Origin of the sequence: Streptosporangium sp. CA-135522, from assembly GCF_050949235.1 — a bacterium.
In the GTDB taxonomy this organism is placed as follows: Bacteria; Actinomycetota; Actinomycetes; order Streptosporangiales; family Streptosporangiaceae; genus Streptosporangium.
The window spans coordinates 7,718,120-7,740,720 of the sequence record NZ_CP192026.1; the positions used below are offsets into that span (position 1 = coordinate 7,718,120).

Consider the following 22,601-nt stretch of genomic DNA (forward strand, 5'->3'; position numbering starts at 1 on the left):
AAACCCAATCCAAGGAGAATACGCGACATGGCTCTGACCGAGCAGGAGATCCTCGCTGGTATCGGCAAGATCATCAACGAGATCACCGGCATTCCGGCCTCTGAGGTCAGCCCGGAGAAGAACTTCGTGGACGACCTCGACATCGACTCGCTGTCCATGGTCGAGATCGCCGTCGCCGCCCAGGACGAGTTCGGCGTCGAGATCCCGGACGAGCAGCTCAAGCACCTCAAGACCGTCAAGGACGTCATCAACTTCATCCAGAACTGAGACGTCGTACAACTTCCCGGATTAGACCCGCGATCACAAGGAGCGCAGAAAGTGAACACAGACCAGGTACGTGTCGTCGTCACCGGGCTCGGCGCGACGACGCCCCTCGGTGGGGACGTCGCCTCGACCTGGTCGGCGCTTCTCGCCGGTCGGTCCGGGGTCCGCGATCTCACCGAGGACTGGGTCGACTCCGTCCCGGTGAAGTTCGCCGCCGTGGCCGCCGTGGACCCGACCGAGGTGCTGCCCCGGCCGGAGGCACGGCGGCTTGACCGGGCCGAGCAGTTCGCGCTGGTCGCGGCTCGCGAGGCCTGGGCGCACGCCGCGATCGACAAGGTCGACGCGGAGCGCCTCGGCGTGGTCGTGGGCAGCGGGATCGGCGGCATCACCACGATCCTCGCCGCCTATGACACCTTCAAGGAGAAGGGCTGGCAGCGGCTCTCGCCGTACACCGTCCCGATGCTGATGCCGAACGGCGCGGCAGGCTGGATCGGCATCGAGGTCGGCGCCCGGGCCGGCGTGCACGCCACCGTGAGCGCCTGCGCCACCGGCGCCGAGTCCATCGGCTACGCCATCGAGATGATCCGCTCCGGGCGCGCCGACATGGTCGTCGCCGGCGGCACCGAGGCGGCCATCCACCCGCTGAACATCGGCTCCTTCGCCGCCATGCGGGCCATGTCCACCCGCAACGACGAGCCCCAGTTGGCCTCCCGCCCCTGGGACAGGGGTCGTGACGGATTCGTCCTCGGTGAGGGCGCCGGCATCGTCGTGCTGGAGTCGGAGGAGCACGCCCTCGCGCGCGGCGCCAAGATCTACGCGGTGGCCGCCGGCGTCGGCTACTCCGCCGACGCCCACCACATCGCCCAGCCGGAGCCGACCGGCGCCGGGGTCATGCTGGCCATGCGCCGCGCCCTGGAGAACTCCGGCCTCACCGGTCAGGACATCAAGCACGTGAACGCGCACGCCACGTCCACCCCCGCGGGCGACGTGGTGGAAACGCTTGCGATCAGCGAGGTCATCGGCAACCACCCGCTGGTCAGCGGCACCAAGTCGATGACCGGTCACCTGCTCGGCGGCGCCGGCGGCATCGAATCCGTCTTCACTGTCCTGGCGCTGCACGAGCGGATCGCGCCCGGCACCATCAACCTGGACGACCTCGACGACGGCGTCGAGGTGGACATCGTGCGCGGCGCGCCGCGCAAGCTGCCCGACGGTCAGATCGCCGCGATCAACAACTCCTTCGGGTTCGGCGGACACGACGTCGCCGTGGCCTTCAGCAGCATCTGACAGGGAGCTAGGGATGACTGTGCTCGACAGCGGGGTGGTGACCGACGCCTCCGAAAAGGAGGCTGCCGATCCTCGTGACCCTCAGGTGCGCCTCGCAGCCCTCTTCGACGAGGGCTCCGTCCGGCTGATCACCCCCGTGGACCGCAGCGGCGTGCTCTCCGCGATGGGTCGCGTCGAGGGTGTACCGGCCGTGGCGTTCGTCAGCGACGCCCGCGTCCAGGGCGGCGCGATGGGAAGCGAAGGCTGCGAGCACATCGTGCACGCCTACGACGTCGCGGTCCGCGAGCGGGTCCCGGTCATCGGCGTGTGGCACTCGGGCGGCGCCCGGCTCGCCGAGGGCGTCGAGTCGCTGCACGCGGTCGGCCGCGTCTTCGCCGCGATGACCCGTGCCTCCGGCGTGATCCCGCAGCTGTCCGTGGTGGTCGGCCCCGCGGCCGGCGGCGCCGCCTACGGCCCGGCGCTGACCGACATCGTGATCCTGGCCGACGAGGGCCGCATCTTCGTCACCGGTCCCGACGTGGTGCGCAGTGTCACCGGCGAGCAGATCGACATGGCGGCCCTCGGCGGCCCCGAGCCGCACAGCAAGCGCAGCGGCGTCGTCCACGTGGTCGCCAAGTCCGAGACCGAGGCCTACGTCCAGGCACGACGCCTGGCGGTGCTCCTCGGTCACCAGGGCCGAGTCCGCACCGACATCGACGAGGTCGACTTCTCCGATCTCCTGCCGGAGAACGTACGTCGCGCCTACGATGTGAAGCCGCTGGTCAAGGGTCTGCTCGACGAGCCGGGTGTCGAGCTGCACCCGAAATGGGCACCGAACATCGTCACCACGCTGGGCCGTCTCGGGGGTCGGACCATCGGCGTGATCGCCAACAACCCGATGCGCCTGGGCGGCTGCCTCGACGCCGCCTCCGCCGAAAAGGCCGCACGGTTCGTCCGTATGTGCGATGCCTTCGGGGTGCCGCTGGTCGTCCTGGTCGACGTCCCCGGCTACCTCCCCGGCGTCGGCCAGGAGCACGACGGCGTGGTCCGCCGCGGCGCCAAGCTCCTGCACGCCTTCGCCGAGGCCTCGGTGCCGCGGATCACGCTGGTGACCCGCAAGGCCTACGGAGGCGCCTACATCGCGATGAACTCCCGCTCGCTGGGCGCCACCCGAGTCTTCGGCTGGCCGACCACCCAGATCGCGGTCATGGGAGCGGTCGCCGCGGTCCGCGTCCTCAAGCGCCGCGAGCTCGCGGCGGCGCCCGACGAGGAGCGTGCGGAGCTGGAGGCCAAGCTCGCAGAGGAGCACGAGATCGTCGCCGGCGGCCTCGACCGGGCCATCGAGCTCGGCGTGGTGGACGAGGTCATCAAGCCCGAGGAGACCCGCGGCGCCATCGCCAAGGTCCTGGCTCAGGCCACCCCGGCCCGCGGCGCGCACGGGAACATCCCGCTCTGACCCGTCGCGACGGCCTCACTTCGAAGGACCGTCTCGACAGCCCGCTTCCACGACGCCCCCGCCGGCCACTCTTGGGTTCTAATGATCCCCGCAACACCCTGAAGTCAGGGAGCTGCGGGGATCATGGGTTTTGAGGTGCTGAAGGCGAGGTTCTTCGAGGCACTGGACCGGGAGGACGGCAGCGTCACCGCTGCTGCTCTTGCAGCCGGGGTGAACCGCAATACGGCGTTCGGGTGGGCCCGTCGGGCCGGTGTACGTGGTCGTGGCAAGCCCGGCGCGTCCGGACATCCGGGCCGGGCGGAGTACGAGCGGCTGCGTGCGGCCGGAGTCCGACGCCGCGATGCCGCCGCGCAGGTCGGCGTCCACGAGCGCACCGCCCAGGACTGGGACCAGGGCATCCGGCAGATCGGCCATTCGCGACTGCACGCTGATGGCCGCCTGATCGACTATAAGACCGGTGTGATCACCATCAGCGCCAGTGCAACCAAGCCGTCCCTCGCGGCGGTCGACGCGCGGCTGCACCCTCGGTTCCTGAACGTGACCGAGCGGGAGACGATCGCTGACATGCACCGGGCCGGCGACTCGCTGCGGGCTATCGGACGAGCTCTGGGCCGACCGGCGTCCACGATCAAGCGGGAGATCGACGCTCGGGCGGTCGACGGCATCTACCAGCCGCACCGGGCCCAGAGGGCCTGGGCCGAGAGCCGGCTGCGGCCCAAGGCCTCGAAGCTCACCGCAGACGGTCCGCTGCGTCGATACGTTGAGGACAAGCTGCGCGAACGCTGGTCCCCAGAGCAGATCTGTCACGCTGTGGTCATCGAGTTCCCCGGCAACGAGAGCATGCGGGTGAGTCCGGAGACGATCTACCAGGCGATCTATGTCCAGGCCCGTGGCGGACTGCGCCGCCAGGTCGCTGACGCGTTGCGCACCGGGCGCACCCGCCGCAAGCCGCGCAAGACTCCTCAGCAGCGCACTCGCCGCTTCGTCGACGAGATGGTGATGATCTCCGAGCGGCCACCGGAGGTCGAGGACCGGGCGGTTCCGGGCCACTGGGAAGGCGATCTGATCGTCGGTCCCCGAAGCGAGAGTGCGATCGTGACCCTGGTCGAGCGCTCCACCCGCTACGTCCTGCTCGGACATCTGCCCGGCGGACACACCGCCGAGGAGGTCCGCGACGTGCTGGTGCCTCTGATCCAGACCCTGCCCGAGCACCTGCGCGGCTCGCTGACCTGGGACCAGGGTTGCGAGATGGCCGCGCACAAGCAGTTCACCGTGGCCACAGGCGTGCCGGTCTACTTCTGCGACCCCCACTCGCCCTGGCAGCGTGGATCGAACGAGAACGTCAACGGCTTACTGCGCCAGTACTTCCCCAAAGGCACCGACCTGTCCGTGCACAGCCCCGCAGATCTCGAACACGTCGCCCAACAACTCAACGGCCGACCACGCAAAACGCTCGGCTGGGGAACCCCAGCCGAGCGCCTGCGTGATCTACTGACAGCCACGTAAGTGGCAGGTGTTGCGAGGATCCCTAGAATCCGCCATCGGCGGGGGCGTCGTCGTCATGGTCGAAGGCCGGTGCCCGCTTCCGGCGATCCCGCCACCACCCTGGCGACGCCTGCGGCATACGCCGATCCGGCTGATCCGCCTCAGCGGCGCGGCACGCTCGAACCTCCTCCTGAACACTTCCGGAGAGCGGAACGGCGCGGCCACCGCAGGATTTTCGCCCGCACACGGTGGCATACGAGGGGTTCATAGCTGAGAATAATCAACGAGGCAGACGCCGTCGGCGTCCACCGCGAAAATCCAAACGATCCTTTCAGCGGATACGCGCACCGCTCATTCGATCACCCCGGGGCGAAGCGGTTCCGGCTTCCGCCTCCGCTCTGACGACGACCGGACCGGAAGGCAAGCGGCTTCATGCTTGTGATGCTCGTCGCGACATGGCTGCCCGGCTCACTTCGAGCACTGATCGCAGCGATCCTGTCGATCTTCGTGTCGTCGATCAATCTGGGCGGCGCGGTGCAATTGAAGATGATCAACCTTGTCGACGTCTCCGCGCGTACCTGGTGGACCGCGATCTTGTCCTATCCCTATTCCGCCGCGATGCTCGGCGCGTGGCTATGGCTGGTCGAGAGGCTGCCGAACGCGCTGAGCTGGCATCGGAACAGCATCACGCTCGCGGTCGTGGCGGTCATCGGCGTGTCACTTGATTTTGGTTTTTCGGTCAAAATAAGGAATCCCCACCTTGGGCCGAACGCCGAACTCTCGCTCCGCAACGCTCCGAAAACGGTGCTCTTCGCAGCATTCGCGCTCGTTTTCGTGCATCTGTGGAGCGGTAACACGATTTCAAGCGTGTCCGGCTGGCTCTGGGGGTCGGCCGCGCTCGGCGCGACGGTCTTGACGTCATTTCTGCTGAGGCTGCCGGCCCGAAGGATGACCAGCCTTTCCGAAGCCGACTCGATACGGACACGGGAGCAACGAGATGCGCGGGCGAATCTCATCAAGCAGGCCGTCGTCGACGACGGCTCACCAGAGCCCTTCAATCTCTATCTTCGGTCCTTCGCGATAACAGATCGATTTTTGGTCCAGTCACCGTACGCCGTCGAGTGGAACCGGATCCAGTGGCATCCACATCTTGACTTCGAAACCGTTCTCTATCGAGCCACCGCGAACCGGCACCCCACGATTGCGCTGGGCCCACCTTCGGAGGGGCTCGGAATCCCTCGAATCGAAGAGCAGTCGGATGACCATTGGCGCGACCTCTTCGCCCGGCTCGCCTCCGCCGCCGAGCACATCATCATGATCCCGAGTGCAAGCCGTTGGGTGCAGTGGGAGATGAACTGGCTCCGCGCCAACCACCGGTTGAACCGCACGATATTCGTGATGCCGGAATTCCCGCATGTGCCGTCCAAAGGCATTGTCGAGGCACCGTCGTTTCAGGGATTTCCGGAAGAGCTTTCGGATCCGAAGAAGGCCAGATGGCTCGATCCGAGAGAGGAATGGGCCAAAGCCCGTAGTGCTTCGAAGGCCCAGGGGTTCTCACTTCCCGCCTACAGCGACGCGGGGGCGCTGTTCACCCTCGGCCCGAGGGGAACGACCGCCAGAACCCTCGGTCCGCTCAACCTCATCGACTCGGCTCGTCGAGTACGCAGACTGCGCCGGCTGCTGGAGAAGATGACCGAAGAGCCCGACTGAACCTTCAGCGCACACAGTACGGCCGGCGGGCAGGCGCCGGCCCCCGTGACAGCACTCACGGCGACTTCTTCACCCAGGGGTTGGGCGTGGTGGCGGCTGAGCCCGGTCGCCTGGCACAGGATCCGGCCGAGCCCCGGGTCGCACGACTCCGTCGCCGGCCGAGTCCGCTCCTTCCGGCGAAAGGAGCCGCCTCGTCAGACCGCGGCGTGCAGCCAGCGGACCGGGGCCCCCTCGCCCGCGTAACGGAACGACTCTAGTTCGGCGTCCCACTGCTTGCCGAGCAGCCGGTCCAGCTCCTCCTCCAGCACCACACGGCCCTGCCGCGCCATCAGCATGGCGGAGCGCAACCGGTCTTCGGGGATCAGGATGTCGCCCGTGGCCCCGATCACCGCCGTGAAGGCGCCCAGGGACGGGGTGTAGGCATGGCGGGACCCGTCGGCACCTGGCGAGGCGTCCTCGGTGATCTCAAAGCGGATCCGCTGCCAGCCCATCAACGACGAGGTGATGGCCGCCGCGGTACCTTGACGACCCTCCCACTCGGCCTGTGCGCGCACATGGCCGGGCGCGGCGGGCTGCGGAGTCCAGGTCAGGTCTACGGGCACGCCAAGGACACCCGCGACCGCCCATTCGATATGAGGGCACAGCGCAGGCTGAGCTGAGTGGACGTAAAGCACGCCACGAGCAGACACCGGACCTCCCGTTTCGTACGAGGTGCGCCTTCCCCAACGGCCTCGTCCCAGGATGATCACAAGTGACTGAAGGAGAGACTACCGTCGGTTGTGACGCCGCACCAGAGGGGGGTCATACCGAGATGTTGTGCGGCGGGCGCCCGGCTCGGGGCATGCTCGGAGGGAAAAGACCATCGACCTGGTGATCACTCCCCGGAGGACCGGATGGACGCCGACATCAAACGGGTGGAACCCGTTCCCGGAGCCCCCGCTCTGATCAGAACGGGGCAGTTGCTGACCGACGCCTCGGGAATGGCCGTCGCGGCCCGGTGGACCACCGCCGTGAGCGAGGCCGACGGGATCTTCCGCATCCGGCTCTCCCCCGGCGTGGACGTCTGCGACCTGGTGACCACGATACGCGGCCAGGGCCATCCCGCCTCTCCCAACCACGTCCTGGTGGGACAGCCGCTCTTCTTCGGAGGCCCGGCCTCCCGGCCGTTTCCCGCCGACCCCGCGCTCCTGCCCGAGGCGGCCGACGGCGACGTCACCGTGGCGGTGGCCGACACGGGCCTGACCGCGCACCCCTGGTGGCGCGAGAGTCCCTGGTTCCTGAGGCAGCGGCGTGAGACCGCCGAGCCGCTCGACGCGGACGGTGACGGCGAGCTGGACGCCCAGGCCGGGCACGGCACGTTCGTGGCCGGCCTGGTCCTGCGTTCGGCTCCTGGCGCGCGCGTGCGCCCGCTGCGGGTGCTGGACAGCCACGGCATAGGCGATGAGGCGGGACTGCTGCGAGCCTTGGCCCGGCTCGGCGGCGACCCGCCCCAGGTGCTCAACCTCTCCTTCGGCGGGCACACCTTCGACGATCTCCCTTCCCCGCTGGTGGAGGCCGCGCTGGCCGGGATGGCCGGCACGGCCGTGGTCGCCTGCGCGGGCAACACGGCCTCGGACCGCCCGTTCTGGCCCGCGGCGCTGCCCGAAGTGATCGCCGTCGGTGCGCTGGACACGGCCGAGGAGGCCAGAGCCCCCTTCTCGGCGTACGGCCCATGGGTGGACGCCTGCACCCGGGGCGAGTGGCTGACCAGTGCCTTCCTTGACCATGGAGCGTTCCGGGGATACGCCCGCTGGAGCGGGACCTCCTTCGCCACGGCCGTGGTCAGCGGGGCGATCGCTGCGGCGGCCGGGGACCGTACGCCGAAGGAGGCCGCCGCGCACGTTCTCGACCCCCGGCGAACCCGACAAATTCCCGATCTAGGGGTCGTCGTGCCCGCGCCAAGGTAAAGTCTCACCCAAAGTCTTCGCGCGGACACCCAGAGTGTTCGACGTGACCTCGGAGGCGCCGGTGAGTGACCAGCACGCGATCCATGCCGCACTGGCGGGCGACCAGGCGGCGTGGGATGCGCTGGTCAGCCGGTTCTCGGGACCGCTGTGGTCGGCTGTGCGCGCCTATGACCTGAGCGCGGCCGATGCGGCCGACGCGGTGCAGGGGACATGGCTGCGGCTGGTCGAGAACCTGCACACCATCCGCGATCCGGACCGGATCGGTTCCTGGTTGTTCACCACTGCCAAGCGTGAGGCCTCCCATCTGAGCAGGCGCAACCGTGGCGAACGGTTGATCGCCGATCTCGCCGACGCGGAACACGACCCCTCCGGCCCCGCGCTCGGCGGGCACGTCCACCCCGATCCGGCGGTGGCCGTGCTGACCGCCGACGAGGGCCGCCGCCTGTGGCGGGCCGTCGAGGAGATGCACGAGCCCTGCCGCTCACTGTTTCGGCTGATGGCCACGGCGCCCGACGCGGGCGTCCACCAGCTCGCCGGTCGGCTGGGTATGCCCAGCGGCAGTTACGGCCCCACGCGGGGCCGCTGCCTGAACCGACTACGCACCATGCTCACCGCCCAGGAGGCAACGCCGTGACCCGACATCCCCCCGCGATCGACGACGAGTCCCTCATCGCCGCGCTCCGCCTGACGGCGGGCCACGACCCCGTGCCCGCGCACGTCTCCGTCGCCGCCCGGGCGGTCTTCGGCCTGCGGCTGCCCGGCGCCGCGGCGGCTCGGCCGGTGGCCACGCCCACCCCGCTGGGGGTCCGATCGGTCGACGAGGCGCGGCTGCTGCGGTTCACCGCCGCCGGGCTCACGGTGGATCTGGAAGTCACCTCCATGGACGGTCTGGTGGATCTGGCCGGACAGGTCTCCCCGTGTCCGGAGGCGGGTTCGCGGGTGGAGGTGCGCACCCTGCACCTCACCGAGACACGTGAGCTCTCCCCGATGGGCCAGTTCGCCGTCACCGGCCTGCCGCCGGGCTGGTTCAGCGTGGTGTGTCACCGGCCGGAGCACTCCCCCGTGGCCACCAGCTGGACCCGGATCCGCCCATAGGTGACCATCGACGACGCGATCGCCGCCGCCGAGCGCGCGATAGACCTCTCGGGCCGTGCCCCGGCGCGAGCGCGGGCACTGGCCCGCAGCGTGCTGCGCCACGTCTCGGCGGCCGATCCGCACGGTGAGGCCGCGGCGGTCGCCCACCGGGCGCTGGCGGTGGCCGCACGAGAGCTGGGCGACCTGCCGCTGGCGGAGGAGCACCTGCGGCACGCCGTGCGCATCGCGCTCGGCGCGGGCCTGCCGCACCGAGCCGCCCAGGCACGCCTCTCCCTGGTCCATGTCCGCACCGAGCTGGGGCATCCGCGGCAGGCGCTCGCCATCGCCGACTCCGCCGAACCTCATCTCACCCGGGTGGAGGTGGCCAAGCTCGGCGTCCACCGGGCGGTCGCGCTGAGCCGGCTCGGCCGCTACACCGAAGCCGTCGGCCACTGCGACCGCGCCATCGACGTCCTCGGCGAGGACATCAGATTCCTGGCCGGGGCGATGCTGAACCGGGGGCTGGCCCGGGTGTTCCTCGGTGAGTTCGAGGCGGCGGAGGCCGATCTGACCCGGTGCGCGCAGCTAGCGCGCCGAGCGGGTCTGGATCACGTGCTCACGCTCGCCGAGGGCAACCTGCCGTTCCTGGCCGCGCGGCGGGGGGACCTGCCCGCCGCGTTCACCGCCTACCGACGCGCGGAGAGCCGCCTGTTCGGCTTCCCGGAGCGGCTGGCGGTGGTGCGATGCGACCTGGCCGAGGCGCTCATCGCCGCCCATCTGCCCGGCGAGGCCCGGGCACTGCTCGACCTGGCGGTTCCGGAGCTGGCCGCGGCGGGGGCGAACGTGGCTCTGGCCGAGGCTCGGCTCCTGCTCGCCCGGGCCGAGCTGCGCACCGGCGACCCGCACCGCGCCCGGCAGAGCGCGGAGCGGGCCGCGGCCGAGCTCGCCACGCAGGGGCGCACGGTCCTGGCCCCGCTGGCCACCGAGATCCTCCTGCGCGCCCGGCTCATGCTCGGCCCGCCCTGCGGGGAATCGCTCACCGAGCTGCTCTCCTGCGCAGACGCCCTCGACGGTGCCGGCCACCGACATGTCTCCGGCGCGCTCAGGTTCACGGCCGCCGAGGTCGCGCTGCGGCTCGGCGACCGCCGTACCGCAGACGAGCAGCTCGCCCGCCTCGCTGGCGAACCGGGCGTGCTGGCGCACCAGGCGACCGCCCTGCGTCGGGCGCTGGCGGGAAACCGGCGCGGGGCCTTCGCCGCCACCCGGGCCGGGCTGGCCGAGGTGGGCGCCGGGGCGACGGCGCTGGAGGATCCGATGGTGCGCGCCCACGCCGTCAGAGCCGGCGAGCCGCTCGCCGGGTTCGGGCTGGCCCTGGCCCTGCAGACCGGGCGGGGCCGTACGGTCCTGGCCTGGGCGGAGCGGTGGCGGGCGGTCACCGGGGGTGGGGGGCGACCCGTCGCACCCCGCGTGGACGAGTTGCGCGCCGCGCTGGGGGACACCGCGCTGGTGGAGTTCGTCCGGCACGCCGATGAGCTGATCGCCGTCGCGGTCACCCCGGACCGTGTCGCGCTGCGCCGCCTCGGTCCTTTCTCGGCCGTCGCCGAGGCCACGGTCAGGCTCCGGTACGGCCTGCGCCGGACGCACCTGCTCGACGGACAGGCACCCGGGCTGGCCGAAGAGGCGGCGCTGCTGGAGCGGCTGCTCCTCGGCCCGCTGCGCGGTCATCTGGGCGAACGGCCCCTGGTGATCGTGCCGACCGGGACGCTGCACACCCTGCCCTGGCCGATCCTGCCGTCGAACGCCGATCGCCCGGTGACCGTGGCCGTCGGCGCCGCCGCCTGGCTGGCCGGGCGGCGAAGGCGGCCCGTACCCGGCGGGAGGGTCGTGGCGGTCGCCGGTCCGGGGCTGCGGTGCGCGGAGACCGAGGCGGACATGATCGGCGGCTGCCATCCCGTGACGGAGCGGGTGGCGGCGCGGCGCCCGGAGGTGCTGGCGGCGCTGGAGGGGGCCGAAGTGGCGCACCTGGCCGCGCACGGGATGTTCTCCCCACGCAGTCCGCTGCTGTCCAGCATCGCCCTCGACGACGGCCCGCTGATGGCCTACGACCTGCTACGGCTACGCACGCCGCCACGGTTGACGGTGCTGTCGGCGTGCGAGGCGGGCATGGCGCACGCTCCGGCCGACGGGGTGCCGCTGGGGCTGGCGGGCACCTTCCTGTCGCTGGGGTCGCAGTGCGTGGTGGCCAGCCTGGTCCCGGTGCGCGATGAGGAGACCCTGACGCTGATGACGGTCTTCCACGAGCTGCTGGCCGCCGGCCACCCGCCCGCCCGGGCGCTGTGCACGGCGAGCGGGAAGACCGGGGTGGCCGGCTTCGTCTGCTTCGGGTACGGAGATCAGCCCGTGGCGACCGGCCTCGAGGGATCGGCGACCCAGTTGGACCAGGATCCGACGTAGAGGGCGGCCGGGATGCCGGCCACCTCCAGGGCCAGCACCTGGTGGGCCGCCGTCACGCCCGAGCCGCAGTAGGCGCCGACCCGCACGCCGGGGACGGCCCCGAGGGTGTTGAACCGCTCACGGAGGAAGTCGGGCAGGTGGAAGCGCCCGGCCGGGTCGACGTTGTCTCCCGTGGGGGCGCTGACCGCGCCGGGGATGTGCCCGGCGACGGGGTCGATCGGCTCGACCTCACCCCGGTAGCGTTCGGCGGCCCGGGCGTCCAGGAGCACCCCGTCGGAGGCCAGCTCCAGCGCCTGGTCGGCGTCGAGCACGGGCATCCCGCCCGGACGCGCGACGAAGTCGCCGGGAGAGACGGTCTCCTCTCCCTTGGCGACGGGCCGGCCCTCGGAGGTCCACGCGCGGAAACCGCCGTCGAGGACCCGGACGTCCGGGTGACCGAAGTGGCGCAGCGTCCACCAGGCTCGGGCCGCGGCGGTGGAGTCGGCCTCGTCGTAGACGACGACGGTCCGGGAGCCGGACACGCCCAGACGGCGCATGGCGGCTTGGAACGGCTCGGCGGAAGGCAGCGGGTGACGGCCCGCCCGCCCCGGAGGAGCGGCCAGGTCGGCGTTGAGGGCGCAGAAGACGGCGCCGGGAAGGTGCCCCTCGCGGTAGGAGTCGATCCCGGGCGGCCCGCCGAGCTTCCAGCGCACGTCCAGGACGGTCGCCTCGGCCAGGCCGGCCAGGTCCTCAGGGGTGATCAACGGGTTCATCGGGTGCTTACCTCCAGCAGAGGGACATACTGCTCAGCGGGTGTCAGGGAGCCGTGGCAGCCGGTGAACGACGCTTCGAGCGGCTCGGTGACCGAGGCGACGACGGCGCAGTCGGTGTAGGGCAGGGCGAGGACGTCGCCGATCCGGGGCAGCCATTCGGGACGCACCCGCGGCCCGAACCAGCCTGACTCGACCGCCTCCTCCCGGGAGGCCACCCATGCCTTCGCGGCCAGGGTGTCGCGCCAGGCGGCGAGCACGGCCTCCGCCGCACCCGGGGCGGCGTAGACGTGCCGGGCGCGGCTGTCGCCGCCGAGCAGGGCGACGCCCTCGCGCAGCGCGGGGACGGCGTTCGCGTCGATCCGCTCGGTGACGTTGACCATGCCGTGGTCGGCGGTGACGTACATCGCCGAGCCGGGCGGGAGCGTGTCCGCCAGCCGCTCGGCCATCCGGTCGACCTGGGCGAGCCGCTCCAGCCACCGCGGGCTGCCCCAGCCGTGGAGGTGGCCCGCGGAGTCGAGGTCGCCGTAGTAGACCGTCACGTGGGAGCGGGGCTCGGCCAGCGCCCGGCGGACGCCCTCGATCCGGTCGTCGACGCCGTCGGCGCCGACGAAGCGCACTCCCCGGTAGACGGCCCGATTGAAGGCGGTGGGTTCGAACGCCGAGGGGGCGACGTAGCCGACGGTGATTCCGGCCGCCGCGGCGCGTTCGTAGACGGTCGGGGTGGGCTGCCACTCGTCGGGAGGGATCAGCGGGCCCGTGGCGGTCCAGCGCAGGCAGTTGAGCAGGTAGCCGGCGCCGGGCACGGCGAGCTGGTAGCCGAGCATGCCGTGCTCGCCGGGTGGCAGGCCGGTGCCCAGCGTGCTCAGGCTGGTCACGGTGGTGGCGGGGAAGCCCGCGGTGAGCACCCTGCCGGAGTGCGCCGACAGGAACGGGGCGCTCTCCGGGTGGGCGCGGAGCAGCTCGGCGCCCAGGCCATCGACGAGGAACACCAGGACCCGCCCGGCCGGTGCGAGACCCAGCGGGTTGTCCTCCTCCATTCCGAGCGCGGCCAGGAGGGAGGAGGACAGGTCGGCGAGCGAGGCCACGCCGTACGCGGGGATCAGGGGGTTCACGAGGCGGCGCGCGCGGTGGCCTCCGACAGCGCCTTGGCGAAGGCCAGCACGTGGGAGACGGCCTCTGGACCGTCCGCCGCCTCGCTCACCCGAAGGGAGAGGTCGTCGGCCGTGATGGCTCCGGTGTATCCGTGGTCGGCCTCGCAGTTTTCGTCGCCGCAGGTGGCCGGCTCCAGGTCGACGTGGGAGATGGCGCCCCAGCCGATGGTGAGCGTGACCTCCGTGGGAGGCACGCCCGGCACGTAGGAAGCGGGGTCGGGGACGACCCGGGTGACGGCGACCGACTGGATCCGGCTCAGGCGCACGGCCTCGGTGGTCGTGGAGGCGTGGGAGGCCGACACCCCCTCCACCGGCGGATGCTCGTCGGTGTGGCAGACGAGCAGCCGGGTGGGCGAGAGCACCAGCACGGTGACGTGCCGGCGCACCTCCATGGCCGGGTCGAAGGTGGCTTCGTGATGGACCACGTAGGCGCCCACCTGCTCCTTGCCCAATGCGGATTCAACCGCGTCGGCGACCAGGTCGGGATAGTAGCCACTGCGGTCGATGGCGTCACGCAGGCCGGCGGCCGAGAGTCGGGTTTCCCTCATGGGTCCATCCTGCCCTGTCCGAGGCAACGCTTTCACCCCGCGCGCACGCGGTTCGGCCGTCGGCGCAAATCGTGACCCCGGCCGGTCAAATCGTGACCTCGTCCGGGCGCGGGGACCTTTACGCGGCACTAACAGCTAATCCCCCGCTTTACGAATAATTGCCATTTGCAGGAGGATGGCGCGGCTTTCATGGTGAATTCGATTGACCGGCCCGTTCTCACCAGGGCGCGGCCTCGGCCGAGGCCTAGCCGAGGCGGCGTGGACCGCCGTCGAGTCGTGGCCCCCGCGGGCTGCTCAGCACGGCGCGCGCGCCCAGCACGATCACCTCGGACTCCCCCACCAGCACCGGGTCGAGGTCGAGCCCGGCCACCTCGGGAAGATCGTCCGCCAGCCGTCCGACCCGGACCAGCAGATCTTCCAGCGCCTCGACGGCGACCGGCGGGTAGCCGTACTCGCCGAAGAGCAGGGGCGCCGCGCGCGGCGACCTGACCAGGGCCGCCGCGTCCTCACGCGTCAGCGGGGCGAGCCGGTAGGCCTCGTCGCGCAGCAGCCGCGCGGTGACCTCGCCGAGCCCGAAGGAGACGACCGCCCCGAACGCGGAGTCCTCGATGACACTGACCACGGTCGGCACCGCGGGCTGCGGGACCATCCGCTGCACCGCGAGCACGGCGTCGGGACCGAGCTGTTCTCTCAGGCCGGCGAAGGCCTCGCGCACCCCGTCGGGGCCGGACAGTCCCAGGCGGACCGTGCCCGCCCGTTTGGCCGCCTCGGGATCGGCGGCCTTCAGCACCACCGGCCAGCCCAGCTGCTCCGCCGCCTCGACCGCCTCCTCCGGCGACCCGGCCACCCGCGCGGGCCACACGGTCAGCCCGTAGCAGGCGAGCAGCTCCGCTGCGTCGATCTCGGCCGGAGCCTCCCCCAGCTGGGCCAGCACCAGCCGCCGGGCCCCGGCGGTGTCGACGCCCTCGATCTCCTCCTGGACGCCGGCGGGCTGCCCGAGCCAGCGTGCGTGCCGTACGACATGGGCCAGCGCGCGCACCGCCTCCTCGGGCGCCGCGTAGGACGGGATGGAACCGCGCTCGGGGGCGGCGCCGACCCGCAGTTCCGCAAGCATGCCGATCTTGCCTTCGAAGGTGGCCAGCACCGGCTTGCCGCAGTCGCGGGAGACGCGCAGCAGCTCGGCGGCGACCTCGTCGGCCGGGCCGGGGATCGGCGGCATGTAGATCGCGACCACCGCGTCCACGTCCGGGATGAGCGAGGCCAAGGCCGTGCCGAACTCGGCTGCCCCCGCCCGGGCGCCGAGGTTGACCGGCGGGCCGGGTTCGAGCCCTGCCCGCACGCAGGCGTCGGCCGCCAGCAGCGCCAGGGCGTCGGAGTTGCTGACCAGGCCGACCCTGGGCCCCGCGGGCAGCGGCTGGTAGGCCAGCAGCTGCGCCACGTCGAACTGCTGGATCAGGTCGTCGACGCGGATCACCCCGGCCTGCTCGAACAACGAGCTCAGCGCGGTGTCGGGCAGGCCGAGCACGGGTGCGGCATGACCGATGGGCACGCCCTGGGTGGTGCCGCCGCTCTTGACCACCACGATCGGCTTGCGACGGGAGATCCGTCTGGCCAGACGGGCGAACTTGCGGGGATTTCCCAGCGACTCCAGGTAGAGCAGGATCACGTCGGTGTGCGGGTCCTCCTCCCAGTACTGGAGCAGGTCGTTGCCCGAGACGTCGGCGCGGTTTCCCGCCGACACGAACGAGGAGATGCCCATGCCGCGCTGGGCCACCCGCTGCAGCAGCGCGGTGCCCAGTGCGCCGGACTGGCTGAAGAAGCCGACCCGTCCCCGGCCGGGGATCGTCGCGGCGAGCGTGGCGTTCAGCCGGACCGCCGGGTCGGTGTTGGCGACGCCGAGGCAGTTGGGGCCGACGACGCGCAGGCCGTACGCGCGGGCGATGCGGACCAGCTCGTCCTGCCTGGCCCGCCCCTCGGCGCCGGTCTCGCCGAACCCGGAGGAGACCACGATCAGCCCGCGCACGCCCTTCTCCGCGCACTCCTTGACCACCTCGATCACCCCGTCGGCGGGTACGGCCAGCACGGCGAGGTCCACCTCACCGTCGATGGCCGTCACGCTGGGATAGGCCCGCACCCCCGCGACGGCCCGCGCCTCGCGGTGCACCGGATAGACCGGGCCGGTGAAGTCCGCGCCGAGCAGGTTGCGAAGGACGGTCTGGCCGACGCCGCCCGGCTCCCGCCCCGCGCCGACGACCGCGACCGACCCCGGGGAGAGCAGCCGCTCGATCGAGCGAGACTCGGCCCGGTGCTCCCGGGAGGCGGTCACCTCCTGGGCGGTCTCGGTCGGAGTGAGGTCGAGGGTCATCCGGACCACGCCGTCGGCGAAGCGGCTCTGCGCGGTGTAGCCGACCTGCTTCAGCACCGCCATCATCTTCTGGTTGGCGGGCAGCACGTCGGCGACGAACCGGGCGATCCCCCGCTCCCTGGCGGTCTCGGCCAGGTGCTCCAGCAGCACGGAGGCGACCCCGCGCCCCTGGTGGGCGTCCTCGACGAGGAAGGCCACCTCCGCCTCTCCCGGTTCGATCCGGTCATAGCGGATCACCGCCACCATCTCCGTGCCGATCGTCGCGATCAGCGCGACGCGGTCCACGTAGTCGACGTTGGTGAACCAGGTGATCTCGCGGTCCGACAGCCGGGGTCTCGGCCCGAAGAAGCGGAAGTAGATCGACTCCTCCGACAGCCGGGAGTAGAAGGAACGCAACCGGTCGGCGTCGGCGGGCCGGATCGGGCGTACGTGAGCGGTACCGCCGTCCGACAGGACGACGTCCGCCTCCCAGTGAGCGGGATACTGAGAAACCTCCACAGTCCCGAGAGTAAACGCGAATCCCATATGACGGACAAGCAGGGCGACTTCACACAACGCTTGTGCATCGACTAGGGCCCGGTGTCCGGTCCCGACCCCATACGCTGGCCGGAAGCTGTTAAGTTTTTCGCGGCTAGAGGCACGTCAGCATCGAAGGCAGCAAGGTGGTGACATCATGACGCGGGTGGTCGTGGTGGGCGATCTCATGACCGACGCGGTCGCGCGGGCTCGCTACCCGTTGGCCAGGGCCAGCGACACACCGGCGATCGTCACCATGCACGGCGGGGGCTCGGGCGCCAACATCGCCTCCTGGCTCGCCGTCGAGGGAGCCGAGGTGGCCTTCATCGGACGCCGCGGCGCCGACATCACGGGGCGTAACCGCGACATGGAGCTGATGGGCTACGGCGTCGACGCCCGCCTCGTCATGGACCCTGAGCGGCCGACGGGCACGTGCGTGGTGCTCGTCACCCACAAGGGTGAGCGCACCATGCTCTCCGACCCGGGAGCGAACGCCGCGCTGTCCCCCGAGGACCTCCCCCGAGACCTGTTCTCCCAGGGCGGCCACCTGCACCTGTCGGGTTACACCCTGATCAACGAGGGCTCGCGCGAGGCCGGTCTGGCCTCCCTTGAGATGGCCCGCCGTGCCGGCATGTCCGTCTCGGTCGACTGCTCCTCCTCCGCGCCGCTGGAGCGCACCGGAGCCGAGCCGTTCCTCGAGTGGACCCAGAACGCCAAGCTGCTGTTCGCCAACGTCGACCAGGCCAAGGTCCTGACCGGCCGCGACGACCCCGCCGCGGCGGCGAAGGTGCTCACCGCCTGGTTCCCCCAGGTCGTCGTCAAGCTCAACGACGAGGGCGCCCTGTGGTACACCAACAGCCGCGCCGAGCCGGTCAAGGTGCCGGCCGAGACCGTGGAGCGCGTGGTCGACGGCACCGGCGCCGGCGACGCCTTCACCGCCGGCTTCCTGCCGGCCTGGCTGGAGGGCAAGCCCCCCGCCGACGCGCTCGCCTCCGGCTGCCGCCTGGCGGCCAGGGCCATCTCGCACCTGGGCGCCCGCCCCCGCCTCTGACCGCGCTCCCCTCCGGCTCGTCTCCCTACGGCCCGCCCACGAGGGCGCCGACCGCCGCACCCGGTTCCGTCCGCGGTCCGGCGCTCCCGTGAATCACCCCTCGCGCGCCGTCACGCCATGCCACGATCCGGGAGGCTGCGTCCCCGGGCGTGGAGGTTCGACGCCCGGAACGGACACGACACCTCACGACCCGGCGCCCGGAAGGGCAGGCTCCTCGGGGGTCTCACCGTTCGGCTAGCTCGTCACCGCCAGGGTGAGCGGCAGCACGGCGGGAGCTCCGGCATGGCGGATCATGGCCGCGGCGAGCGTCATGCTCCAGCCGGTGTCGACACGATCGTCGACCAGCAGGACCGGGCCGTTCGTCTGGGTGATGGCGGCACCGAGCGCCGAGGGCATGGCCAAGGTGGCGCGGATGGCCTGGACCCGCTGTGCGCTGTTGAACTGCCGTCCCGGCGAGCCCGACCGGTATCCCAGATCACCCAGATAGGTCAGACGGCCGACCTGGGCGAGCCGCTCGGCGAGGCTGCGGACCAGCTGAGGACGGCCGGTGGAGGGCATCGCGACCACGGCGACCGGACGCTGGGTCCACTCCCAGGACGACAGCACCTTGACCACCGCGGCGAAGACGTCGTCGGGGACCGGACCGTCGGGCGCGCCGTCGGCCAGGAGCCCGCGCAGCCGGTTGCCCCAGCCGATGTCGGTCAGCCGCCCCAGGGCACGGCCCGGCTCGGCGCCCAGCTCGGGTTTGATCCGGCCCTTGAGGTCGGCCAGCCCGGTCGGCCACTGCCTGCGCGCCTCGATCTCCACCCCGGGGCGGTGCAGGCTCTCTGCGGCGCGCTCCACCGCCCGCGCCTCGACCTCGGGCGAGCGGTGCGCGCCCGTGCAGTTGTCGCAGCGCCCGCACGGCGTGGCGGTGTCGTCGTCCAGGCGGTGACGCAGGAACATCTCCCGGCACTCGGCGGTGTCGAGGTAGTCGAGCATGGCCCTCTGCTCGGCCTGGCGCTCGGCGGCGACCCGGGCGTAGCGGTCGGCGTCGTACCCCCAGGCCTCACCGGTGGCTTCCCAACCGCCCTTGACCCGGCGCACCGCCCCGTCCACGTCGAGCACCTTGAGCATGGTCTCCAGCCGGGTGCGGCTGAGATCGACCCGGTTCTCCAGCGCGGCCGTGGACAGCACCCCGCCCTCTTCCAGGGCGGCGAGCACGGTCCGCACGACCGGCTCGGGAGGAAAGGCCAGCGAGGCGAAATAAGCCCAGATCTCCCGGTCTTCGGCGCCGGGCAGCAGGATCACCTCGGCTCGCTCGACCCCGCGCCCCGCCCGGCCGACCTGCTGGTAGTAGGCCACCGGTGACGGGGGCGCGCCGACGTGGACGACGAAACCGAGGTCGGGCTTGTCGTATCCCATGCCGAGCGCGGAGGTGGCGACCAACGCCTTGATCTTGTTGTCCAGCAGGGCCTGCTCGGCGGCCAGCCGTTCGGCCTGCTCGGTCTGCCCGGAGTAGGCGGCCACCTCGTGTCCCTGCTCGCGCAGGTAGGCGGCGATCTCCTGGGCGGCCGCCACGGTGAGGGTGTAGATGATCCCGGAGCCGGGCAGCTCGTGCAGCGCCTGGGCGAGCCAGGCCAGACGCCGCTCGGCTCCGCTCAGCCGTACGACGCTCAGATGGAGGCTTTCCCGCTCCAGCGCCCCGCGCAGGACGAGGGTCTCCTCGCCCATCTGCTCGGCGACGTCGTGGCTGACCCGGGCGTTGGCCGTGGCGGTGGTGGCCAGGATCGGCACACCCTCGGGCAGCTCGTCGAACAGCGTGCGCAACCGGCGGTAGTCGGGGCGGAAGTCGTGGCCCCAGTCGGAGATGCAGTGCGCCTCGTCCACCACGATCAGGCCCGCGCTCTCGGCCAGCTCGGGCAGGACCTGGTCACGGAAGTCGGGGTTGTTGAGCCGCTCGGGACTGACCAGCAGCACGTCGACCATGCCCTCGGCGACCTGGCCGTAGACCTGCTCCCACTCCTCGGGGTTGGCCGAGTTGACCGTCACCGCGTTGATCCCGGCTCGCTCGGCGGCGGCGATCTGGTTGCGCATCAGCGCCAGCAGCGGCGACACGATCACGGTCGGCCCCTCGCCCAGCTCGCGCAGAAGCGCGGTGGCGATGAAGTAGACCGCCGACTTGCCCCAGCCGGTCCGCTGCACCACGAGCACCCGCCGCCGGTCCATCACCAGCGCCTTGATGGCCGCCCACTGGTCCTCGCGCAACCGGGCGTGCTCGCCGGCCAGCGCCTGCAGCCGCCCCTCGGCCTCTTCGCGCAGCATCTGCTCTTCGCTCACCGGTCATTGGTACCAGGTCCCGGTGACTGTTTGCTTCCGGTACGGCGTGCGGCCCCTGGCCGGCGGCGGCAGCCGTACCGGAAAAGGGGCGTTCTACCGGTCCAGGTGCTCGGGGAAGGCGTTGATGGTGACCCGGTGCATACGGCGGCGCTCGGTGTAGTCGGCCACCGCGTAGTGCTGGGTGCTGCGGTTGTCCCAGAAGGCCAGCGTGCCCGGCCGCCAGTTCAGCCGCACCTGGTACTCGGGTGAGCGGATGTGGTCGATCAGATACGGCAGCAGTGCCTCATTCTCCCTGTCGGACAGTTGCACCAGCCGTGTCGTGGAGGAGCGGTTGACGAACAGCGCCTTGCGCCCGGTCTCGGCGTGCACCCTGACCACGGGCCGCTCGATCGGCGGCCACTTGGCCTGGATCTCGGCGAGGTCGAAGTCGTGGCCCTTGGAGATGGCCTTCTTCATCGAGGCCGTGATGTCGTGGATCGCGGTGAGCTCGTCGCAGAGCCGCTGGATGGGCGGGGAGAGCGTCTCGTAGGCCAGGTGGGCGTTCGCGAACAGGGTGTCGCCGCCGACGCTGGGGAGTTGCACGCAGCGCAGCAGCGAGCCCATGGGCGGGACGGGCTCGAAGGTGTTGTCGCTGTGCCACTCGTCGCCGCCCTCCCCCTTGGGGTCGGTCTGGTCGAGGATGTGGATCGGGGTGCCGCTGTTCTTCTTGAAGGCCGGGTGGTTGATCGAGCCGAAGTTCTCCGCGAAGCGGATGTGCTCCTCGTCGTCGATGTGCTGGTCGCGGAAGAAGAGGACCTTGTGCTCCAGCCAGCCCCGCCGGATTTCCCGGGCCTCACCCTCCGACAGTGGCTTGCGCAGGTCGACGCCGGTTACCTCGGCGCCGATGTGCCTGGTGACGGGCTTGAACTCGATCATCTCGCGGACACCCCTCCATTTGTGGCCACATGCCGGTCATGGAAGCCGGCCTCTGGCCGGCCCCTTGCTCGTGAGGATCACTCGACCGCGCCAATCAAGCAATCGCTTGGTCAAGCATATGCCGCGGCGGGGCGCCCGGAAAGCGGCCCGCGAAGGGACCCGAGAAGCAGCATGGAAAGCGGCCCGGAAGCGGCCCGGAAGCGGCCCGGAAGCGGCGCGGAAAGCAGCACGCGAAGGGACCCGGAAAGCAGCGGGGAAAGCGGCCCGCGAAGGGGCCCGCGAAGGGGCCCGCGAAGGGCCTCGGAGAGGGCCTCGGAAGGGCACGGAAGACGACGCCGAGGGGGTCCCTGAAGAGGAGCGGGGCCGGCGGGCCTCGGCACGCCCGCATCCGGTGGCCGGGACGCGAACGGACGAAGGGACCGGCCGGGTTCCGCGCCGTGGTTTGATGCATCTCACTATGGACGTCACCACGTGGTATCTCGAACAGACCTCGCCCTCGGATCTGCTCGCCGCCAGACCGCCGGCGATCGAGCTCGACATCCTGCTCGCCGAAGTCGCCTCCCCCGAGTTCAGCCGGTTCCTGAACACGGCCGTGGGCGGCGACTGGCACTGGACCGACAGGCTGCCGTGGACCTGGCAGCAGTGGGCCGACTGGCTGGACCGCGGCGTGGAGACCTGGGTGGCCTACCACCGCGGCACCCCGGCGGGTTATGTCGAGCTTCTGCCCGGCGACGACGCGACGGTCGAGATAGCGTGCTTCGGCCTTCTGCCCTGGGCGACCGGCAAGAGCGTGGGCGGACGCCTTCTCGAGGTCGGCACGGCTCGCGCCTGGGACATGGCCGAGCGCCGGCCGGACCTGGAGCCGACCCGGCGGGTGTGGCTGCACACCTGCTCTCTCGACAGCCCGGTCGCGCTGGCCAACTACCGGGCTCGGGGGTTCCGGGTCTACGACACCAAGACCAACACCCCCGGCGATGAGTACGAGGGTCCTGCGACCGGGGCGTGGCCGGGAGCCGGGCCTCGCCCCTACGGCAGCTCCGCCGCCTCGCCGAATCTCGTGTAGGGGTCCGGAAGTGTCGGACGGCGTGAGTATGGTAACGAGTCGCGGCACAGCATCCGGTCATGCCGATCGGGGTTGAGCTCGTGGATCAGCCCCGTCATCATCGAGGAGGTGCCTTCGATGACTTCGTTGCCCGTGCATGAGCGCACAGGACACGTCGCCGTACGTTACCGCATCGCCACCGGCACGGGATATGCCGATACCCGCACACCGGCCTGACGCTCCTCCAGCGAGCCGACGACCGCCGTTACACCGCGAAGACAGAAGGA

General features: G+C 71.2%; 18 protein-coding genes. 11 read left to right on the forward strand and 7 right to left on the reverse strand.

The window, feature by feature from the left end; all coding sequences use genetic code 11:
- The first annotated feature begins 27 nt into the window (after positions 1-27).
- The 5 genes from ACQPYK_RS36495 to ACQPYK_RS36515 all read left to right on the forward strand — a co-directional run bounded on the left by ACQPYK_RS36495 (position 28) and on the right by ACQPYK_RS36515 (position 6,181).
- Positions 28-267 (forward strand): acyl carrier protein, encoded by a 240-nt coding sequence (locus ACQPYK_RS36495; protein ID WP_012893485.1) that lies wholly within the window; start codon positions 28-30, stop codon positions 265-267.
- A gap of 51 nt (positions 268-318) precedes the next feature.
- Positions 319-1,551: a beta-ketoacyl-ACP synthase II gene (gene fabF, locus ACQPYK_RS36500; protein WP_433241589.1), complete on the forward strand. Its 1,233-nt coding sequence runs from the start codon at positions 319-321 to the stop codon at positions 1,549-1,551.
- 13 nt (positions 1,552-1,564) lie between these two features.
- Complete coding sequence (locus ACQPYK_RS36505) at positions 1,565-2,986, forward strand: acyl-CoA carboxylase subunit beta (RefSeq protein WP_433241592.1); 1,422 nt, start codon at positions 1,565-1,567, stop codon at positions 2,984-2,986.
- A 123-nt stretch (positions 2,987-3,109) separates the two neighbouring features.
- The gene (locus ACQPYK_RS36510; RefSeq protein WP_433241595.1) at positions 3,110-4,492 is read left to right on the forward strand and encodes an IS30 family transposase; all 1,383 of its coding nucleotides are present in this window, start codon (positions 3,110-3,112) and stop codon (positions 4,490-4,492) included.
- 420 nt (positions 4,493-4,912) lie between these two features.
- Entirely contained in the window at positions 4,913-6,181 is a 1,269-nt protein-coding gene (locus ACQPYK_RS36515) for a hypothetical protein (RefSeq protein WP_433241598.1), read from the forward strand.
- A gap of 194 nt (positions 6,182-6,375) precedes the next feature.
- Here ACQPYK_RS36515 and ACQPYK_RS36520 read toward each other — a convergent pair whose 3' ends face one another.
- Positions 6,376-6,870, reverse strand: a complete 495-nt coding sequence (locus ACQPYK_RS36520; protein WP_433241601.1) for a DUF3145 domain-containing protein — start codon at positions 6,868-6,870, stop codon at positions 6,376-6,378.
- 204 nt (positions 6,871-7,074) lie between these two features.
- Between ACQPYK_RS36520 and ACQPYK_RS36525 the strand changes: the two genes are divergently transcribed.
- From ACQPYK_RS36525 to ACQPYK_RS36540, 4 genes are all read left to right on the forward strand, one after another.
- The gene (locus ACQPYK_RS36525) at positions 7,075-8,127 is read left to right on the forward strand and encodes a S8 family peptidase (RefSeq protein ID WP_433241604.1); all 1,053 of its coding nucleotides are present in this window, start codon (positions 7,075-7,077) and stop codon (positions 8,125-8,127) included.
- Between the two features lie 61 nt (positions 8,128-8,188).
- On the forward strand, positions 8,189-8,761 hold the full coding sequence (locus tag ACQPYK_RS36530) for an RNA polymerase sigma factor (RefSeq protein WP_433241607.1): 573 nt from the start codon (positions 8,189-8,191) through the stop codon (positions 8,759-8,761).
- Complete coding sequence (locus tag ACQPYK_RS36535; RefSeq protein WP_433241610.1) at positions 8,758-9,222, forward strand: hypothetical protein; 465 nt, start codon at positions 8,758-8,760, stop codon at positions 9,220-9,222. Before ACQPYK_RS36530 ends, ACQPYK_RS36535 begins: the two co-directional genes overlap by 4 nt.
- Entirely contained in the window at positions 9,223-11,655 is a 2,433-nt protein-coding gene (locus ACQPYK_RS36540; protein WP_433241613.1) for a CHAT domain-containing protein, read from the forward strand.
- Here ACQPYK_RS36540 and ACQPYK_RS36545 read toward each other — a convergent pair.
- From ACQPYK_RS36545 to ACQPYK_RS36560, 4 genes are all read right to left on the reverse strand, one after another.
- A complete protein-coding gene (locus tag ACQPYK_RS36545) occupies positions 11,595-12,407 on the reverse strand; it encodes a sulfurtransferase (RefSeq protein ID WP_433241616.1) in 813 nt (270 codons plus the stop codon). The two genes, ACQPYK_RS36540 and ACQPYK_RS36545, sit on opposite strands and share 61 nt — an antisense overlap.
- Positions 12,404-13,519, reverse strand: a complete 1,116-nt coding sequence (locus ACQPYK_RS36550) for an alkaline phosphatase family protein (RefSeq protein WP_433241619.1) — start codon at positions 13,517-13,519, stop codon at positions 12,404-12,406. The genes ACQPYK_RS36545 and ACQPYK_RS36550 overlap by 4 nt, the downstream gene beginning before the upstream one ends.
- Positions 13,516-14,106, reverse strand: coding sequence for a DUF5998 family protein (locus tag ACQPYK_RS36555; protein ID WP_089207763.1), 591 nt, complete (start codon positions 14,104-14,106; stop codon positions 13,516-13,518). Before ACQPYK_RS36555 ends, ACQPYK_RS36550 begins: the two co-directional genes overlap by 4 nt.
- A gap of 244 nt (positions 14,107-14,350) precedes the next feature.
- Entirely contained in the window at positions 14,351-16,996 is a 2,646-nt protein-coding gene (locus ACQPYK_RS36560) for a GNAT family N-acetyltransferase (RefSeq protein WP_433241623.1), read from the reverse strand.
- A 148-nt stretch (positions 16,997-17,144) separates the two neighbouring features.
- On the opposite strand from ACQPYK_RS36560, the gene ACQPYK_RS36565 reads away from it, so the two are divergent.
- Positions 17,145-18,038 (forward strand): carbohydrate kinase family protein, encoded by an 894-nt coding sequence (locus ACQPYK_RS36565; RefSeq protein ID WP_433241626.1) that lies wholly within the window; start codon positions 17,145-17,147, stop codon positions 18,036-18,038.
- 234 nt (positions 18,039-18,272) lie between these two features.
- Here ACQPYK_RS36565 and ACQPYK_RS36570 read toward each other — a convergent pair whose 3' ends face one another.
- The gene (locus ACQPYK_RS36570; RefSeq protein ID WP_433259022.1) at positions 18,273-20,342 is read right to left on the reverse strand and encodes a RecQ family ATP-dependent DNA helicase; all 2,070 of its coding nucleotides are present in this window, start codon (positions 20,340-20,342) and stop codon (positions 18,273-18,275) included.
- Positions 20,343-20,450: 108 nt separating this feature from the next.
- Complete coding sequence (locus ACQPYK_RS36575) at positions 20,451-21,272, reverse strand: TauD/TfdA dioxygenase family protein (RefSeq protein WP_433241629.1); 822 nt, start codon at positions 21,270-21,272, stop codon at positions 20,451-20,453.
- A gap of 457 nt (positions 21,273-21,729) precedes the next feature.
- On the opposite strand from ACQPYK_RS36575, the gene ACQPYK_RS36580 reads away from it, so the two are divergent.
- Entirely contained in the window at positions 21,730-22,335 is a 606-nt protein-coding gene (locus ACQPYK_RS36580; protein ID WP_433241632.1) for a GNAT family N-acetyltransferase, read from the forward strand.
- Positions 22,336-22,601: the final 266 nt, after the last annotated feature.

Excerpts from the sequence above, each read along its gene's own strand:
- ACQPYK_RS36510 (WP_433241595.1), top strand. The coding sequence starts at position 3,110 with ATGGGTTTTGAGGTGCTGAAGGCGAGGTTCTTCGAGGCACTGGACCGG.
- ACQPYK_RS36560 (WP_433241623.1), bottom strand. The coding sequence starts at position 16,996 with ATGGGATTCGCGTTTACTCTCGGGACTGTGGAGGTTTCTCAGTATCCC.
- ACQPYK_RS36565 (WP_433241626.1), top strand. The coding sequence starts at position 17,145 with ATGACGCGGGTGGTCGTGGTGGGCGATCTCATGACCGACGCGGTCGCG.
- ACQPYK_RS36505 (WP_433241592.1), top strand. The coding sequence starts at position 1,565 with ATGACTGTGCTCGACAGCGGGGTGGTGACCGACGCCTCCGAAAAGGAG.
- ACQPYK_RS36515 (WP_433241598.1), top strand. The coding sequence starts at position 4,913 with ATGCTCGTCGCGACATGGCTGCCCGGCTCACTTCGAGCACTGATCGCA.
- ACQPYK_RS36555 (WP_089207763.1), bottom strand. The coding sequence starts at position 14,106 with ATGAGGGAAACCCGACTCTCGGCCGCCGGCCTGCGTGACGCCATCGAC.
- ACQPYK_RS36495 (WP_012893485.1), top strand. The coding sequence starts at position 28 with ATGGCTCTGACCGAGCAGGAGATCCTCGCTGGTATCGGCAAGATCATC.
- ACQPYK_RS36575 (WP_433241629.1), bottom strand. The coding sequence starts at position 21,272 with ATGATCGAGTTCAAGCCCGTCACCAGGCACATCGGCGCCGAGGTAACC.
- ACQPYK_RS36580 (WP_433241632.1), top strand. The coding sequence starts at position 21,730 with ATGGACGTCACCACGTGGTATCTCGAACAGACCTCGCCCTCGGATCTG.
- ACQPYK_RS36545 (WP_433241616.1), bottom strand. The coding sequence starts at position 12,407 with ATGAACCCGTTGATCACCCCTGAGGACCTGGCCGGCCTGGCCGAGGCG.
- ACQPYK_RS36525 (WP_433241604.1), top strand. The coding sequence starts at position 7,075 with ATGGACGCCGACATCAAACGGGTGGAACCCGTTCCCGGAGCCCCCGCT.
- ACQPYK_RS36570 (WP_433259022.1), bottom strand. The coding sequence starts at position 20,342 with ATGCTGCGCGAAGAGGCCGAGGGGCGGCTGCAGGCGCTGGCCGGCGAG.